Below are 14,049 nucleotides of genomic sequence, written 5' to 3' on the forward strand. Positions count from 1 at the left end.
CGCCTGGTACAACACCGAACGTGTCTCACTCACGCTCGAGGGCATGAGCCCAATGGAATATCGCGCTCATGCCCTCGCAGCGTAATGCTTTAATTAAGTTGTCCAACTTCCGGGGAGCAGTTCACTCCGGAGGGCGCCCGCTCTTTTCGTTGGTTGACTAACCGAGGTGCGTGAAGCGGCCCTCAAGGAGCGTCGCGTTGACCGTCATGTGCCGCAGCTCCGCACCCTGTGCCGCGTACGGGTCTTGGGCGCAGAACACCAGGTCGGCGGGCGCACCGATATCCATGAGCGGCTCGTGCTGGGATCCGCTGACGGAGGCCGCCAACGCGGTCGCGACGTCGAGGCGCTCGTGCCCGAGCCAGGCTTCACGGTCGTCAGCCGTGCGCTCAACAGCATTGGCAATGGCGAGCCACGGGTCCAGGGGTGCGACCGGAGAATCGGAACCAAAGAGCAGGTTCGCGCCCGCATCGTGCAGCGAACGAAGGGGGTACGCCGCGCCCGGCTGCTGGGCCCATTCGCGATCGGCGAGGTCACGGTCATCAACGGCGTGCGTCGGTTGCACACTCGCCGCCACTCCCGCACGTGCAAACCGCGGGAGGTCAACACGCGACACCAGCTGGGCGTGCTCGATGGATCCCCATGCACCCGTCGTCTGGAAGGCATCGAGGGCATGGGAGTTTGCCACGTCACCGATCGCGTGGATCGCACACGCAAAACCGGCACCGGTCGCCGTCGTCATGAGCTCAACAAGTTCTTCCGGAGCAATAGCCAACAGCCCGGAGGTGTGATCGGGGTAAGGATGCGAGCATGCGGCGGTACGGGTGCCGAGCGATCCGTCAGAAATCGCTTTGAGCGAGCCCACCGTGATGAGTCCGAGTTCGTCAATGACGTCGCCCGTAGCGAGACCGTGTGCAATCGCACGCGCCAGATCTTGTGGGTACACCCCAAACTGCACGCGCACCGCGTCGAAGCCATCAGCAGCACGACGCACCCACGGTGTGAGGTTCCAGCCGAAGTCGTAGTCGATCATGCCGACGACACCGCGTGAAGCGGCCCGATCGGCGACCTCCGAAACGGCCGCGTCAAGCACTTCGGTATCGAGGTCGCCGAGGCGTCGACTCACTTCAAACGCCACCTCTTCCCGCACGATGCCTGAGGGCGTCGCCGGGATTCCTTCGCGGAGGAAGGCGGCGGAGTTCATCCAGACACTGTGCAGGTCCATATTGATGGCATAGGTGGGGACGGAACCATTGGTCTCGTCAAGAAGTGCAAGCGTGGGGCGCTCTGCCCACAGGCCATCGCGCATGCGCACGCCGATGCGACGACCGTCGGCGGCTGGCGCCACCATGCTCATGATGTCGGCAGCCTCCTGTGCGGAGGTCGCCGCGAAGACGTCCGTGCGCATCGAGGCGAGAGCTGTCGGCGTGGAATGAATGTGGTGATCCCAGAGGCCGGGCATGACCCAGGAACCTTCCGCGTCCCACACCGCGCCGTTGTGCTTGAGTGCGCCGACCGGCGAGAAGTCAACGATCTTGCCGTTCTGCATAACGACGTCGCAGACATCGTCGAACGGCACGTACTGGCGGGTGGGCCCGGCAATGCGCACGTTGCGTACCGCAACGGGGCGGGCACCCAGCGCAATCACGAGCGAGCTCCGCGCAGTGCGTCGTGGGCGCGCTTCATTTCTGCTGCCAGCTCCGGGTTTGCATACGCGCCAGAACCCGTGAGCTCGGCGATGATCGTGTCGACCGCCTCGTCGGGCTTGTTCTGGCTCAGCTTTCGCTTCGCAACAATCTTTGTCGGCGTAAGCCGGAACCCCATGGTTCCGCGTTCCAACCGCGTCACAAAGGCCTCATCATTCGGTGCCTGCCACATCAGGCGCGGGTCGGGTTCTGCGTTTTCGAAGTGCGTGACGAGTTTGTCGAGCACCACCAGGTTTTCTTCGGTGCTGAGGATTTCAGGCACGCCCGTGAGGTGTACGGCGACGTAGTTCCAGGTCGGAACAGCCTGGACGTCGCCGTACCAGCGTGGCGTGATGTAACCGTGGGGGCCCTGGAAGATCAGGGTCAGTTCGCGCTGGCCGAGTCCGTGCAGCATGTCGTCGGGCTTGCCGACGTGGCCCACAAGCGTGAGGTCATCGCGTTCGTCATCGAGCAGAATCGCATAGTGTGAAGCGACGATGCCGTCATCGGTTGCGCTAACGAGGGTTGCCCACGGATTGCGTGCGATGAGACGGCGTAGTTCGGCGACGTCGGTCATCGTGAAGCTGGGGTTCTGACGCATGATTCTCCTCAGGCCTGGCAGCTCGGGCACCAGTACAACTTGCGCGCCTGCATCTCTTCGAGCACGATCTCGGTGCCACATTCGCGGCACGGGAGCCCGGCACGGTGGTAAACCCAGTGGCGGTCATCGCGATGTGCCATCGCTCGACGATACGCCTCGGGGTCGAGATCGTCCATCGTCATCATTTGACCGGTCTCGACGCCGATGCTCAAGAGATTCACCCAGTCGCGCCACATGGCACGCAGCGTGTCTTCACGCACGGCCTTGCCCGGCGTGTGCGGGTTGAGAGCGGCACGAAACAGCATTTCGGCGCGATATACGTTGCCGATGCCGCTCACGATGCTCTGGTCCATGAGCAATTGACCGATGGCGACATTGCGGCGCTTCACCGCGGCGACAAATCGCTCTTCGCCCTCGACGGTGTCTCCGACCAATGGGTCCGGGCCGAGCTTCGCGATCGAGGCGGCAACCTCATCGGGCGTTTGAATCTCGCACGCGGTCGGTCCGCGGAGGTCGGCACAGACTGAGTCGGTGAGGAGGCGCAGCCGCACGGTGCCGACAATCGGCGGCGGCCACTCGGCTAGCTCGTCGTTACCGAGCCCCTTGGTCTGCTCGCTCATGCGCACGTTGACGCGCGTTTTGCGCGGTGCGCCGATCGAGGCGAGCGAGTTTTCGCCGGCGTCGTCAAAAATCGCCGAATCAGTGCCCTTCTGATTTGTCTGCCCCATGCGACCGTTTGCGGAGGCGATGGTGGCGTCCATCAGAATCTCGCCGGCGAAGTCCCACGCGCCGTACAGGCCGAGGTGCACGCGCAGCCACAGGTCGTTGTCAAACTCGACAAACATTTGCTTGCCGACGGCTTTTGCCGTTTTTAACGTGCGGCCGTTCAGCAACGATGCCCCCTGAGCAAAACGCCCCTGGGGGCTCGAGGCTGTGACGATGCTGCCGACGAAATTGCGCTCAATCTGCCGCGCAATGCGGTGAACGGAGTGACCCTCGGGCATTACGCGCGGGGGTCGGGAAGTAGCGAACCGTCGCGTTCGAAGTCGGCGATCTGCGCAATGCGGCGCACATGGCGCTCGTCACCCGGGAACGGCGTGTTGATGAAAAGCTCGATGAAGGAGACAACCTCTTCGAATGAGTGCTGGCGGGCACCGATCGAAACAACGTTGGCGTTGTTGTGCTCGCGCGCGAGTTCTGCCGTGGAGAGGTTCCACACCAGGGCCGCGCGCACGCCTTTAACCTTATTCGCGGCGATCTGTTCGCCATTGCCGGAACCACCAAAGACGACGCCGAGAGCTTCGACGCCGGCCTGCTGGTCTGCAACGACGCCCTGAGCCGCACGAATACAGAAGGCCGGGTAATCGTCAGCGGCGTCATACTCGATCGGACCGTGGTCGATCACGTCGTGACCGATGCTCCGCAGGTGCTCCTGCAACTGAGTCGAAAAGTCGAGGCCGGCGTGGTCGGTGGCGATGTGGATGCGCATTGGTCAAGTCTATTCATTCTCCCCGCACGCTGAACCCGTTGGCCGGTCTTTCCCGCGGGAATCGTGCCGCTGGCGTAGGCTGGCATTTTGGTGCCGTCGCCAGCAGCGTCGGTGCTGCGAGCAGAAATGACTCGTTCCCCCTCATTCATCAACTACTCGGGAGTCATTCAGTGCCTGGAGAGAACCTCACACGGACCGAAGCCCAAGAACGCCGCGCGATCGTCGACACGCAGTCGTACGACGTCACCCTCGACCTCACCACCGGAGCTGAAGTCTTCCGCTCCACGAGCGTGGTGCGCTTCACCGCAACCCAAGGTGCCTCGACCTTCATCGATCTGATTGCGCGCGAGGTCTTAGAGATCACGCTCAACGGCGTCTCGATCGACCCGGCCACGGCATTTGCTGACTCGCGCATCGCGCTTGAGGGCCTGGCGGCAGACAACGAGCTGCGCATTGTGGCCGACTGCCTGTACACCAACACGGGTGAGGGCTTGCACCGTTTTGTCGACCCCGTCGACAACGAAGTGTACCTCTATTCGCAGTTCGAGGTTCCGGACTCCCGTCGCATGTTCGCTGTTTTCGAGCAGCCTGACCTGAAGGCCGTTTTCGCCTTCACCGTGACCGCGCCTGCGGCCTGGAAGGTTGTCTCCAACTCCCCCACGCCGGAGCCGGTTGCCGCCGGTGAGGGCGTTGCAACGTGGGCTTTCGAGCCCACGCCGAAGATGTCGTCATACATCACCGCCCTGGTTGCTGGCCCCTATGAGGCCACGTACTCGGAGTTGACCAACGCCGATGGCCGCGTCATTCCGCTCGGCGTTTTCGCCCGCAAGTCGCTGTGGCAGCACATGGACGCTGACTACATCTTCGAGAAGACGCGCGAAGGCTTCGCGTACTTCGAGGAAAAGTTTGATTACCCGTACCCGTTCGCGAAGTACGACCAGCTGTTCGTGCCCGAGTTCAACGCCGGTGCGATGGAAAACATTGGCGCGGTCACGTTCACCGAAACGTACGTGTTCCGTTCCAAGGTCACCGACGCCATCAAGGAGCGTCGCGTTGTCACGATCCTGCACGAGCTGGCACACATGTGGTTCGGCGACCTCGTCACCATGAAGTGGTGGAACGACCTGTGGCTGAACGAGTCGTTCGCCGAGTGGGCGTCGACCATTGCAACTGCCGAAGCCACTGAGTGGACCGAGGCGTGGACCACGTTTAACGCGATGGAGAAGACCTGGGCGTACCGCCAGGACCAGCTGCCGTCGACGCACCCGATCGTTGCGGAGATCAATGACCTCGAAGACGTACAGGTGAATTTCGATGGCATCACCTACGCCAAGGGCGGATCGGTGCTCAAGCAGCTCGCCGCTTGGGTGGGTATTGACGCCTTCTTCGCCGGCGTTGCTTCGTACTTCAAGAAGTATGAGTACTCCAACACCGAGCTCTCTGACCTGCTCACCGAGCTCGAGGCCACGAGCGGTCGCGAGCTCACAACGTGGGCGAAGAAGTGGCTCGAGACGGCTGGCGTCAACACGCTGACGCCGCTGGTAGAGACGAACAGCACCGGAACCATCACCCGCTTTGCGATTACGCAGACGGCTCCGGCTGACTACCCCACGATTCGTCCGCACCGCCTCGGCGTTGGCTTCTACGACCTGACCGCCGAGGGCCTCGAGCGGGTTCACTACGCCGAACTTGACGTTGACGGCGACCGCACCGACGTTGAAGAGCTCAAGGGTCTCGCGCAGCCAGACCTCGTGCTGCTCAACGACAAGGACCTCGCGTACGCGAAGATTCGTCTCGACGAGCGTTCGCTGAAGACCGCGATTGACCACCTCGGTGAGATCCGCGACCCGCTGGCTCGCTCGCTTGTGTGGGGTGCCGCGTGGGACATGACGCGCGACGCCGAGTCTGCCGCTAGCGACTACATCGACCTCGTGCTGAAGAACATCGGGCGCGAGACGGAGTCGACCACGATTCGTACGACACTGCAGCAGCTCCAGCTCACCGCAAACAGCTACGTGGCACCCGCTGACCGCGACGCCACGCGTGCTCGCGTTGCCGATGGCCTGTTTGAGCTTGCGCAGGCAGCTGAGGCGGGTTCTGACAACCAGTTGCAGTTTGTGCAGGCGACGGCGTCGGCTGCGGCAACGCCAGAGCAGGTCGCTCGTGTCGCCCAGATTCGCTCTGGTGCGATTGCATTCGAGGGTCTCGAGATCGACACGGACCTGTCGTGGGCGCTTCTTGTCGCTCTCGCTTCGGGCGGCGCCGTTGACGCTGCCGCGATCGATGAGGCACTCGCCGCGGACAACACCGCAAAGGGTGGCGAGTTTGCAGCTCAGGCCAAGGCTTCGCTGCCGGGCCACGATGCCAAGCGGGCCGCTTGGGATTCGCTGGTTGCCAACGCTGACCTGCCGAACACGATCGTGCGTGCGGCAGCTCTCGGCTTCAACAACCCGTCGACGCGCGATGACCTCACCGCTTTCATCCCGGCGTACTTCGAGAGCCTGACGCCGATCTGGGAGTCGCGCACGTACCAAATCGCGAACTACCTGATCACGGGCCTCTACCCGTCTGCACTCGCGAACGCTGAACTGCTTACGGCAACGCGCACGTGGCTCAAGGAGAACGCGGCGGCTTCCCCGGCCCTGCGTCGTCTGGTTCAGGAGAACCTGGCCGGCGTCGAGCGCGCACTCTCCGTACAGGAGCGTGACGCCGAGTAATACTCGTCTGTGCGAAGGGGCTGTCCACGCGGTCAGCCCCTTCGTCATTTCTCAACACGTTGCTTCCAGGCCAGGCAAAGGGTCGCTCGGTAGACTGAAGCCATGATCCTGCCATTCGCAGACCCCGCACCCGCGCCCACAGATTTCTGGGGCAAGCTCGGCTTATGGCTCACTGAGGCTGGGGGAAACCTCCTCTGGATCGCGGTCATCATCGTGGTGTCGCTTCTCGTCGCGTGGCTTCTGAGAATCGTCATTAGGCGCGTTGTTCGACACATCGTGAGCGGCGCAAAAACAAAAGCGAACGTCGACGACACGCAAGCGCTCGACCGTTCCCCCGTCGTCGCCATGCGCGTCGTGCAGCGTACCCGCACCCTCGGCACGATTATGCACGGTATCGTCAACGTCACGATCTTCATCGTCGCCACGATACTGATCGTGCAGAGACTCAACCCCGACATTCTCGGCTCGCTCACGCTGCTGACGGCCGCTGTCGGTGCCGGTCTTGGCTTCGGCGCCCAGAACATTGTGCGTGACGTCTTGAACGGCATCTTCATCGTTGCTGGCGACCAGCTCGGTATCGGCGACGTCGTTGATCTCGGGCTCGCCACCGGCGTGGTCGAGCATGTCAGTGTGCGCGTCACTCACGTACGCGACGTCAACGGCACGCTCTGGTACGTGCGCAACGGCGAGGTGCTCCGCATCGGCAACATGTCGATGGGCTGGGCTCGTGTTGTTGTCGACCTATCGATCGGCATTAATGACGACACCGACGCGGTCGAAGCGCGCATGCTCGACGTGGCAACCGAACTGATGAAAGACCCGAAGTGGCGCTCGCGCATTCTTGAGCGCCCAGAGACATGGGGGCTCGAGTCCATCGCCGACGATGTGCAAGTGCTGCGCCTCGTGATACGCACGCGTTCGGGTGCCCGTGACGACGTTGCCCAAGAGCTGATGCGCCGCCTGCAGCTCGCGATGACCGACATGGATGTCACGATGCCCGCGCTCGGCACCGTTCTCCTCGAGGGCGCGAATGGTGCGCAGCGGGTTCGTGGCGCGAACCCGCCCAAGACGCGACCGACGCCCGTTGCTCCCACCGGTAAGGCCCGCCCGACCTGGCGGGCTCGCAAGAAAGACAAGGCAGCCGGCACGACGGAGCAACTGCCTATCACGAAGCCCAATCCGACGGCCGACCCGAAGGCCACGCCTCAGCGCCCCGCTTCACCGCCCGCTGAGCGCCACGACCCCCCGCAGGACGGAACAGAATGACCGACGACACCACCGTAAGCTTCTTCGATCAGGTCGGTGGCCACGACACCTTCCAGCGCCTCGTTGACGCGTTCTACCGCGGTGTGGCCCAAGACAACGTGCTGAAGCCGATGTACCCGGAGGAAGACCTCGGCCCCGCCGCCGAGCGCCTCCGCATGTTCCTTGAGCAGTACTGGGGCGGCCCCACGACCTATAGCGAAACCCGCGGTCACCCGCGGCTGCGCATGCGGCACATCCCGTTTCATGTAAATCCTGACGCCCGCGACCGCTGGCTTCAGCACATGCGTTCCGCCATGGACGAGGTACAGCTCTCCCCCATGCACGACGAAATGATGTGGGATTACTTCTCCCGTGCAGCGCACGCCATGATCAACACGTTCGAGCCCACCCCGGCGGCAACCATCGGGCCCATCGCTGGAGACCGCGAACCCGGCTCACTCGGCGGCCTCGTTCCGGGCAACTAAACCCACGAGAAATCCCCCGGGTGCTCAATGGCTCCCGGGGGATTACTCTGTCGTGAGTTACGCGCCGAGCACGTCGTCGCGCGCCGCCACGAAGGCAGCAACGCAACGGTCGATCTCGTCGTCGGTGTGTGCGGCGGAGAGCTGCACACGGATACGCGCAGCACCACGCGGAACCACGGGGAAGCTGAACGCTGTGACGTAAACACCGCGCTCTTGGAGAGCCGCGGCGATCTTTGCCGTCACGACGGCGTCGCCGAACATGACCGGCACAATCGCGTGCTCGCCGGGGAGTAGGTCAAAGCCAGCGTCAGCCATCGCTGTGCGGAAGCGCTCTGCGTTGTGCACGAGCGTCTCGCGAAGTTCACCCGACTCCGCCAGCAGATCCAGCGCCGTCATGGTTCCGGCCACAATCGACGGTGCGAGGGTGTTCGAGAACAGGTACGGGCGCGCCTTCTGACGCAGCAGGTCGACGATCTCCTGACGAGCCGAAACGTACCCACCCGAGGCTCCTCCGAGAGCCTTACCGAAGGTTCCGGTCGTGATGTCAATGCGACCCTCAACACCGCAGTATTCCGGCGTTCCGCGACCATGGGTTCCGACGAACCCCACGGCGTGCGAGTCGTCAACGAAAACCAGGGCGTCGTACTTGTCAGCGAGGTCGCAGATCTCGGCGAGCGGAGCAATGTAGCCGTCCATCGAGAACACGCCGTCGGTGACGATGACCTTGCGACGTGCCGTCGAGGCCTGCTGCAACTGCGCCTCAAGGTCAGCCATGTCGCGGTTCTTGTAGCGCAAGCGCTGTGCCTTCGACAGGCGAATGCCGTCGATGATCGACGCGTGGTTCAGCTCGTCCGAAATGATGGCGTCTTCAGCGCCGAACAACGATTCAAACACGCCGCCGTTAGCGTCGAAGCACGACGAGAACAGGATCGTGTCGTCGTAGCCGAGGAACGAGCTGAGCTTCGCTTCGAGAGCCAAGTGCTGCTCTTGCGTGCCACAAATGAAGCGGACACTCGCGAGGCCGTAGCCCCACTCGTCGAGGCCGGCACGCGCGGCCGCGACGATGCGCGGGTCATTGGCGAGGCCCAGGTAGTTGTTGGCGCAGAAGTTGAGAACGGCGGAACCATTGACATCGACCGTGGCGCCCTGCGGGCCGCGGATACCACGCTCGTGCTTCGTGAGGCCAGCTGCCTCGATGTCATCGAGCTCGGCACGGAACTGATCGCGAACTGAGGTGTACATGTTTAGATTTCCGTCCAGTCGAGGATGACCTTGCCCACGCCGCCGGAGGCCGCGGCATCGAAGCCGGCCTGCCATTCGGATGCGGGGAACTGCTCGGTGATGATGGAGGCGATGCGATCGCGCAGCACGTCGCTGGTCTGCAGCATCGCGCTCATCGAGTTCCAGGTCTCGAACATTTCGCGACCGTAAATGCCCTGCAGCGTCAGCATGTGCGTGACGACCTTGCCCCAGTCGATGGGGAACGGCGACGACGGCAGGCCGAGCATCGAAATGCGGGCACGTGGTTCATGTTGTCGATCATTTCCTGCAGTGCGGCGGGCGAGCCTGACATCTCGAACCCGACATCAAAGCCTTCACGCATGCCCAGCGACTTCTGCGTGTCTTTCACGCGGTCGTTGGCAACGTTGACGGCCGCGTCGGCACCCATAGCGAGGGCCATTTCGAGGCGCGCGGGCGAAACATCGGTCGCGGTGATGAACCGCGCGCCCACGTGGCGGGCCACGGCGATCGACATCAGGCCGATGGGGCCACAGCCCGTGACAAGCACATCTTCGCCGACCACGCCGAACTTGAGCGCGGTGTGCACCGCGTTGCCGAGCGGGTCAAAGATCGCCGCGATGTTCGGGTCGATGGCGGTGCGGTGCACCCACACGTTCTTGCCAGGGATCACGATGAATTCGGCGAAGGCGCCGTCGCGGTGCAGGCCGACACCCTTTGTACGAATGCACATGTGGGCACGACCCGCGCGGCAGTTACGGCACATGCCACACACGATGTGCCCCTCGCCAGAAACCAGGTCACCGATCTGAATGTCGTGCACGAGAGGGCCGACTTCGACGACCTCGCCGGCGAATTCGTGGCCGGCGGTGAGCGGCGCGGCGATATTTTCTGCCGCCCAGTCATCCCACTTCAGGATGTGCAGGTCGGTTCCGCAGATTCCGGTGCGAAGCACCCGAATCTTCACGTCGGCCGGACCTACTTCGGGTTCCGGAATGTCGAGAAGCTCGAAACCAGCGCCGGGCGCGGTTTTACGAAGGGCCTTCATTGCTACCTCTTCTTGAGAGCTAAATGGGGAGATGGTGCGCACGGTGCCGGATCGGCGTCGCACCTCGTTCAATCGTATTCCTGCGGGCCGCGACGCGACGGAGGTCCCGACACGAGATCGGGGTGTCAATTGGTGCCATGGCGACAAGGTCGCGATAACGTCAACATCAGCACCCGTGGTTCACGGTTCGACTCAAAGAGGAGGCGCAGTGCCCGACGCACGCATCCATCAGACCGATGTCCTCGTTATTGGCTGGGGTTTATCCGGCCTCGTGGCGGCCCGCGAAGCGCTCTTGCAACGCCGCCGTGTCACGATCATTGACCAAGAACCGCTCTCTAATCTCGGTGGGCAAGCCTGGTGGTCGTTCGGTGGACTCTTCTTCGTCGACTCCCCCGAGCAGCGCCGTATGGGAATCAAGGACTCGCTCGAGCTTGCCCGTCAAGACTGGTTCGGAACCGCGGCTTTCGACCGCGCGGAAGACCAGTGGCCGCGGGCATGGGCTGAGGCGTACCTGCAGTTTGCCGCCGGCGAAAAGCGCGCTTGGCTGAAGTCGCTGGGCGTCGGGTTCTTCCCCGTCGTCGGCTGGGCGGAGCGCGGTGGCTACGGTGCGCTCGGGCCCGGCAACTCCGTGCCGCGCTTTCACATCACGTGGGGCACCGGCCCCGGCATCGTGGCGCCGTTCGAAGCTGCGGCACAGGAAGGCGAGGCCGATGGCCTATTGACGATCCTCCCCCGCCACAAGGTCACCGAATTGGTAACGACCAACGGCGCAGTCACCGGTGCCCGCGGCAACGTGCTCCTGAACTCCGACGCCGAGCGTGGTCTCGCTACGAACCGTGACGTGGTGGGTCAGTTCGAAATCGAAGCGCGAGCCACCGTCGTCGCGTCCGGCGGTATCGGCGGCAACCATGACCTAGTACGTCGTCATTGGCCGGCGAGTCTCGGCACACCACCCCAGCAGATGATCACCGGCGTACCCGCGTACGTTGATGGTTCCATGCACGATGTCTCCGCCACCGCCGGTGCCCATCTCATCAACTCCGACCGCATGTGGCACTACGTCGAGGGCATTCAGAACTGGAACCCCGTCTGGCCGACGCACGGCATCCGCATTCTGCCCGGCCCATCTTCGCTGTGGCTAGACGCTACCGGCAAGCGCCTTCCGGTTCCGCTCTACCCCGGCTTTGACACCCTCGGAACCCTCGCACACTTGCGACAGACGGGTCACGACCACAGCTGGTTCGTGCTGTCACAGTCGATCATCGAGAAGGAGTTCGCGCTCAGCGGCTCGGAGCAGAACCCCGATCTGACCGGCAAAGACCTCAGCCTGTTGCTGAAGTCGCGACTCGCGAAGGGCGCGACCGGCCCCGTGCAAGCGTTCATGGACCAGGGCGCTGACTTCGTCGTTGAGACGACCCTGGAGCGACTCGTGGCGGGCATGCAGGCGTTGCCCGGCGGCGATGCGCTCGACCCTGCCCGCGTCAGTGCTGAAGTTGAGGCACGTGACCGCGAAATGGCGAACGACTTCACGAAAGACTCGCAGATCGCGATGCTGCGAGCGACGCGCGCATATCGAGGCGACAAGCTGATTCGCACGGCGGCGCCGCACCGGTTACAAGACCCGGCTGCGGGCCCGATGATCGCGGTGAAGCTGCACATTCTGACACGCAAGTCGCTCGGCGGCATTGAGACTGATCTCAATGGTCAGGCCCTGGCTGCCGACGGTGACCCGATCCCGGGCCTGTATGCCGCGGGCGAAGCGAGCGGCTTCGGCGGTGGCGGCGTGCACGGCTACCGCGCCCTCGAGGGCACGTTTGTCGGCGGTTGCTTGTTCTCGGGCCGCCAGGCCGGGCGCGCAGCTGCCGAGGCCAGCCGCTAGGCCGTTGCGGCGCCGGTCGCGCGGACGGGCGTGAGTCCCATGCGTGCCGGGCCGCGGCTCAGCACGTGGCCGCGTGACATGGTGAAGCGCGTCCAGCGTTCGTTGCGGAACACCTGGATCGGGTCGTCGTCGCGCAGAAAGCCGAGCGCATCTGCGGTGAAGGCGACGCCCTTGGGCGCGTCAAAGAGCTTGTCGGTCAACGGCCCCCACACGGCAGCGCGCACCTTACGGACGACGTCTTCGCCGGAGTCAGCCGGAACCAGGTCAGCGACGTCCGCGATGCCTTCGGTTGCGAGAATGCGCATCGTGAAGGGCGATACTTCGCCGAGGTATTCCCATCCGGTCGGTGGTGGCGCAATGCCGGCCCACGCGGCGTTGAGCGCGCTCTCCGGCAGCGTGATGTCTTCAGGGTTGGTGCCCTCGGTGAGCCCCTCGGGCGCCACGACGAAGTCGCACACGAGCTCGGGATCAACCGCCATGACCCGCATGCCCAAGACGGTTGGTGTCGCATCAAGGAGGCCCTGTGCAGAGAGAGTCGCTGTCTGAACCGTCATGACACCGTTGCGTGCGGCCAGGCGCACGCCGTCAGCGCCCACACGCGCGGCACGGCCCGCGAAAGTCAGGAGATCTTGTGCCGAGGCGGCGTCGACGAGTGAGAGTTGCTGGGCCACCCCTCTAAACTATCAAGACGGTCTCACCCCAAGGGCGGGATCGATGCTTAAGGAGACGCGTGACGAATAATCCCCCACCCGCGAACGATCCGGTAACCGCGATGGTTGAAGCGCTCGACCTCACCGATATGTCGGCGCGTACGACCGAAGACATCTTCACCGGCAAGACCCTCCCCATGCCGCACGGGCGTATCTACGGCGGCCAGGTCCTCGCGCAAGCGATTGTGGCCGCGTCGCGCACGCTGCCCGACACCCGCCACGTGCACTCGATGCACGGGTACTTTTTGCGCGCCGGTGACGCCACGAACAACGTCACGCTGTCGGTCGACCGCATTCACGACGGACGCTCTTTCTCCACCCGCCGCGTGCAGGCGTTCCAAGAGGGCGTTCCGATCTTCTCCATGATCTCGTCGTTCCAAGATGAAACCCGCGGTGTCGAGCACCAGGACCCCATGCCCGAGGGCATTCCCGACCCCGAAGATTTGCCGAACTCTATGGAGGAGCTGGCAGCGCAACTGGGCCCCGGGTGGAACGACTTCTTCATGGCAACGCCGTTGGAGCAACGGTATGTCACGAGCCCCATTCAGATTTCCGTGACCGGTGAGCGTACCGCGACGAACGCGGTGTGGGTGAAGACCCGCAAGCGCCTCCCCGATGACCCGTGGCTCCACCGCGCCGGACTCGCGTTCTTGAGCGACACCTCGATTCAAGACTCGGTGTTGCGTGCGCACGGCGTGCCGTGGATCACCAAGGGACTGAAGGTCGCGAGCCTCGACCACGCCATGTGGTGGCACCGCGACGCCCGCGTTGACGAGTGGCTGCTGTACGTGCAGAACTCCCCCAACGCGATCAATAGCCGCGGGCTCGCGCAGGGCCGCATCTACAACCGTGAAGGCGCTCTCGTCGCCTCCGTGGCGCAGGAGATCATGATTCGGGTGCCAGAAGACACTCCGGGCATCACCTGGAGCTAAACGGCACGAAAAAGAGGCGCTG

Annotated in this window: 12 protein-coding genes and 1 pseudogene; 6 read left to right on the forward strand and 7 right to left on the reverse strand. The window is 63.7% G+C overall.

Annotated features, from left to right (window positions below; all coding sequences use genetic code 11):
- The coding region (locus ACQUSY_RS11750) for an IS3 family transposase (protein WP_428903460.1) at positions 1 to 85 on the forward strand (85 nt) is incomplete at its 5' end.
- 72 nt (positions 86 to 157) lie between these two features.
- On the opposite strand, the gene ACQUSY_RS11755 is transcribed toward ACQUSY_RS11750, so the two are convergent.
- From ACQUSY_RS11755 to ACQUSY_RS11770, 4 genes are read right to left on the reverse strand one after another with little or no spacing between them, the layout of a single operon-like run.
- A complete protein-coding gene (locus ACQUSY_RS11755; protein ID WP_428904664.1) occupies positions 158 to 1,645 on the reverse strand; it encodes an amidohydrolase in 1,488 nt (495 codons plus the stop codon).
- The gene (locus ACQUSY_RS11760) at positions 1,642 to 2,283 is read right to left on the reverse strand and encodes an FMN-binding negative transcriptional regulator (RefSeq protein WP_428904665.1); all 642 of its coding nucleotides are present in this window, start codon (positions 2,281 to 2,283) and stop codon (positions 1,642 to 1,644) included. Before ACQUSY_RS11760 ends, ACQUSY_RS11755 begins: the two co-directional genes overlap by 4 nt.
- An 8-nt stretch (positions 2,284 to 2,291) precedes the next feature.
- Positions 2,292 to 3,287, reverse strand: a complete 996-nt coding sequence (locus ACQUSY_RS11765) for an Fpg/Nei family DNA glycosylase (protein WP_428904666.1) — start codon at positions 3,285 to 3,287, stop codon at positions 2,292 to 2,294.
- Positions 3,287 to 3,772, reverse strand: a complete 486-nt coding sequence (locus tag ACQUSY_RS11770) for a ribose-5-phosphate isomerase (RefSeq protein WP_428904667.1) — start codon at positions 3,770 to 3,772, stop codon at positions 3,287 to 3,289. The genes ACQUSY_RS11765 and ACQUSY_RS11770 overlap by 1 nt, the downstream gene beginning before the upstream one ends.
- Before the next feature lie 170 nt (positions 3,773 to 3,942).
- Between ACQUSY_RS11770 and pepN the strand changes: the two genes are divergently transcribed.
- The 3 genes from pepN (at position 3,943) to ACQUSY_RS11785 (ending at position 8,219) form a co-directional block, all read left to right on the forward strand.
- Complete coding sequence (pepN, locus tag ACQUSY_RS11775) at positions 3,943 to 6,489, forward strand: aminopeptidase N (RefSeq protein WP_428904668.1); 2,547 nt, start codon at positions 3,943 to 3,945, stop codon at positions 6,487 to 6,489.
- A gap of 102 nt (positions 6,490 to 6,591) precedes the next feature.
- Complete coding sequence (locus ACQUSY_RS11780) at positions 6,592 to 7,755, forward strand: mechanosensitive ion channel domain-containing protein (protein ID WP_428904669.1); 1,164 nt, start codon at positions 6,592 to 6,594, stop codon at positions 7,753 to 7,755.
- Positions 7,752 to 8,219: a globin gene (locus ACQUSY_RS11785; protein WP_428904670.1), complete on the forward strand. Its 468-nt coding sequence runs from the start codon at positions 7,752 to 7,754 to the stop codon at positions 8,217 to 8,219. Before ACQUSY_RS11780 ends, ACQUSY_RS11785 begins: the two co-directional genes overlap by 4 nt.
- A 57-nt stretch (positions 8,220 to 8,276) precedes the next feature.
- On the opposite strand, the gene ACQUSY_RS11790 is transcribed toward ACQUSY_RS11785, so the two are convergent.
- Entirely contained in the window at positions 8,277 to 9,461 is a 1,185-nt protein-coding gene (locus ACQUSY_RS11790; protein WP_428904671.1) for a glycine C-acetyltransferase, read from the reverse strand.
- 2 nt (positions 9,462 to 9,463) lie between these two features.
- A pseudogene (gene tdh / locus ACQUSY_RS11795) lies at positions 9,464 to 10,506 on the reverse strand (L-threonine 3-dehydrogenase).
- Positions 10,507 to 10,714: 208 nt separating this feature from the next.
- Between tdh and ACQUSY_RS11800 the strand changes: the two are divergent.
- On the forward strand, positions 10,715 to 12,385 hold the full coding sequence (locus tag ACQUSY_RS11800) for an FAD-binding dehydrogenase (RefSeq protein ID WP_428904672.1): 1,671 nt from the start codon (positions 10,715 to 10,717) through the stop codon (positions 12,383 to 12,385).
- On the opposite strand, the gene ACQUSY_RS11805 is transcribed toward ACQUSY_RS11800, so the two are convergent.
- The gene (locus ACQUSY_RS11805; protein ID WP_428904673.1) at positions 12,382 to 13,056 is read right to left on the reverse strand and encodes a DUF8185 domain-containing protein; all 675 of its coding nucleotides are present in this window, start codon (positions 13,054 to 13,056) and stop codon (positions 12,382 to 12,384) included. The genes ACQUSY_RS11800 and ACQUSY_RS11805 overlap by 4 nt on opposite strands.
- Before the next feature lie 101 nt (positions 13,057 to 13,157).
- Here ACQUSY_RS11805 and ACQUSY_RS11810 point away from each other — a divergent pair, with 101 nt between their 5' ends.
- Positions 13,158 to 14,027: an acyl-CoA thioesterase gene (locus tag ACQUSY_RS11810; RefSeq protein ID WP_428904695.1), complete on the forward strand. Its 870-nt coding sequence runs from the start codon at positions 13,158 to 13,160 to the stop codon at positions 14,025 to 14,027.
- Positions 14,028 to 14,049: the final 22 nt, after the last annotated feature.

The organism is Microbacterium daqui (assembly GCF_050408675.1).
Lineage (GTDB): Bacteria > Actinomycetota > Actinomycetes > Actinomycetales > Microbacteriaceae > Microbacterium.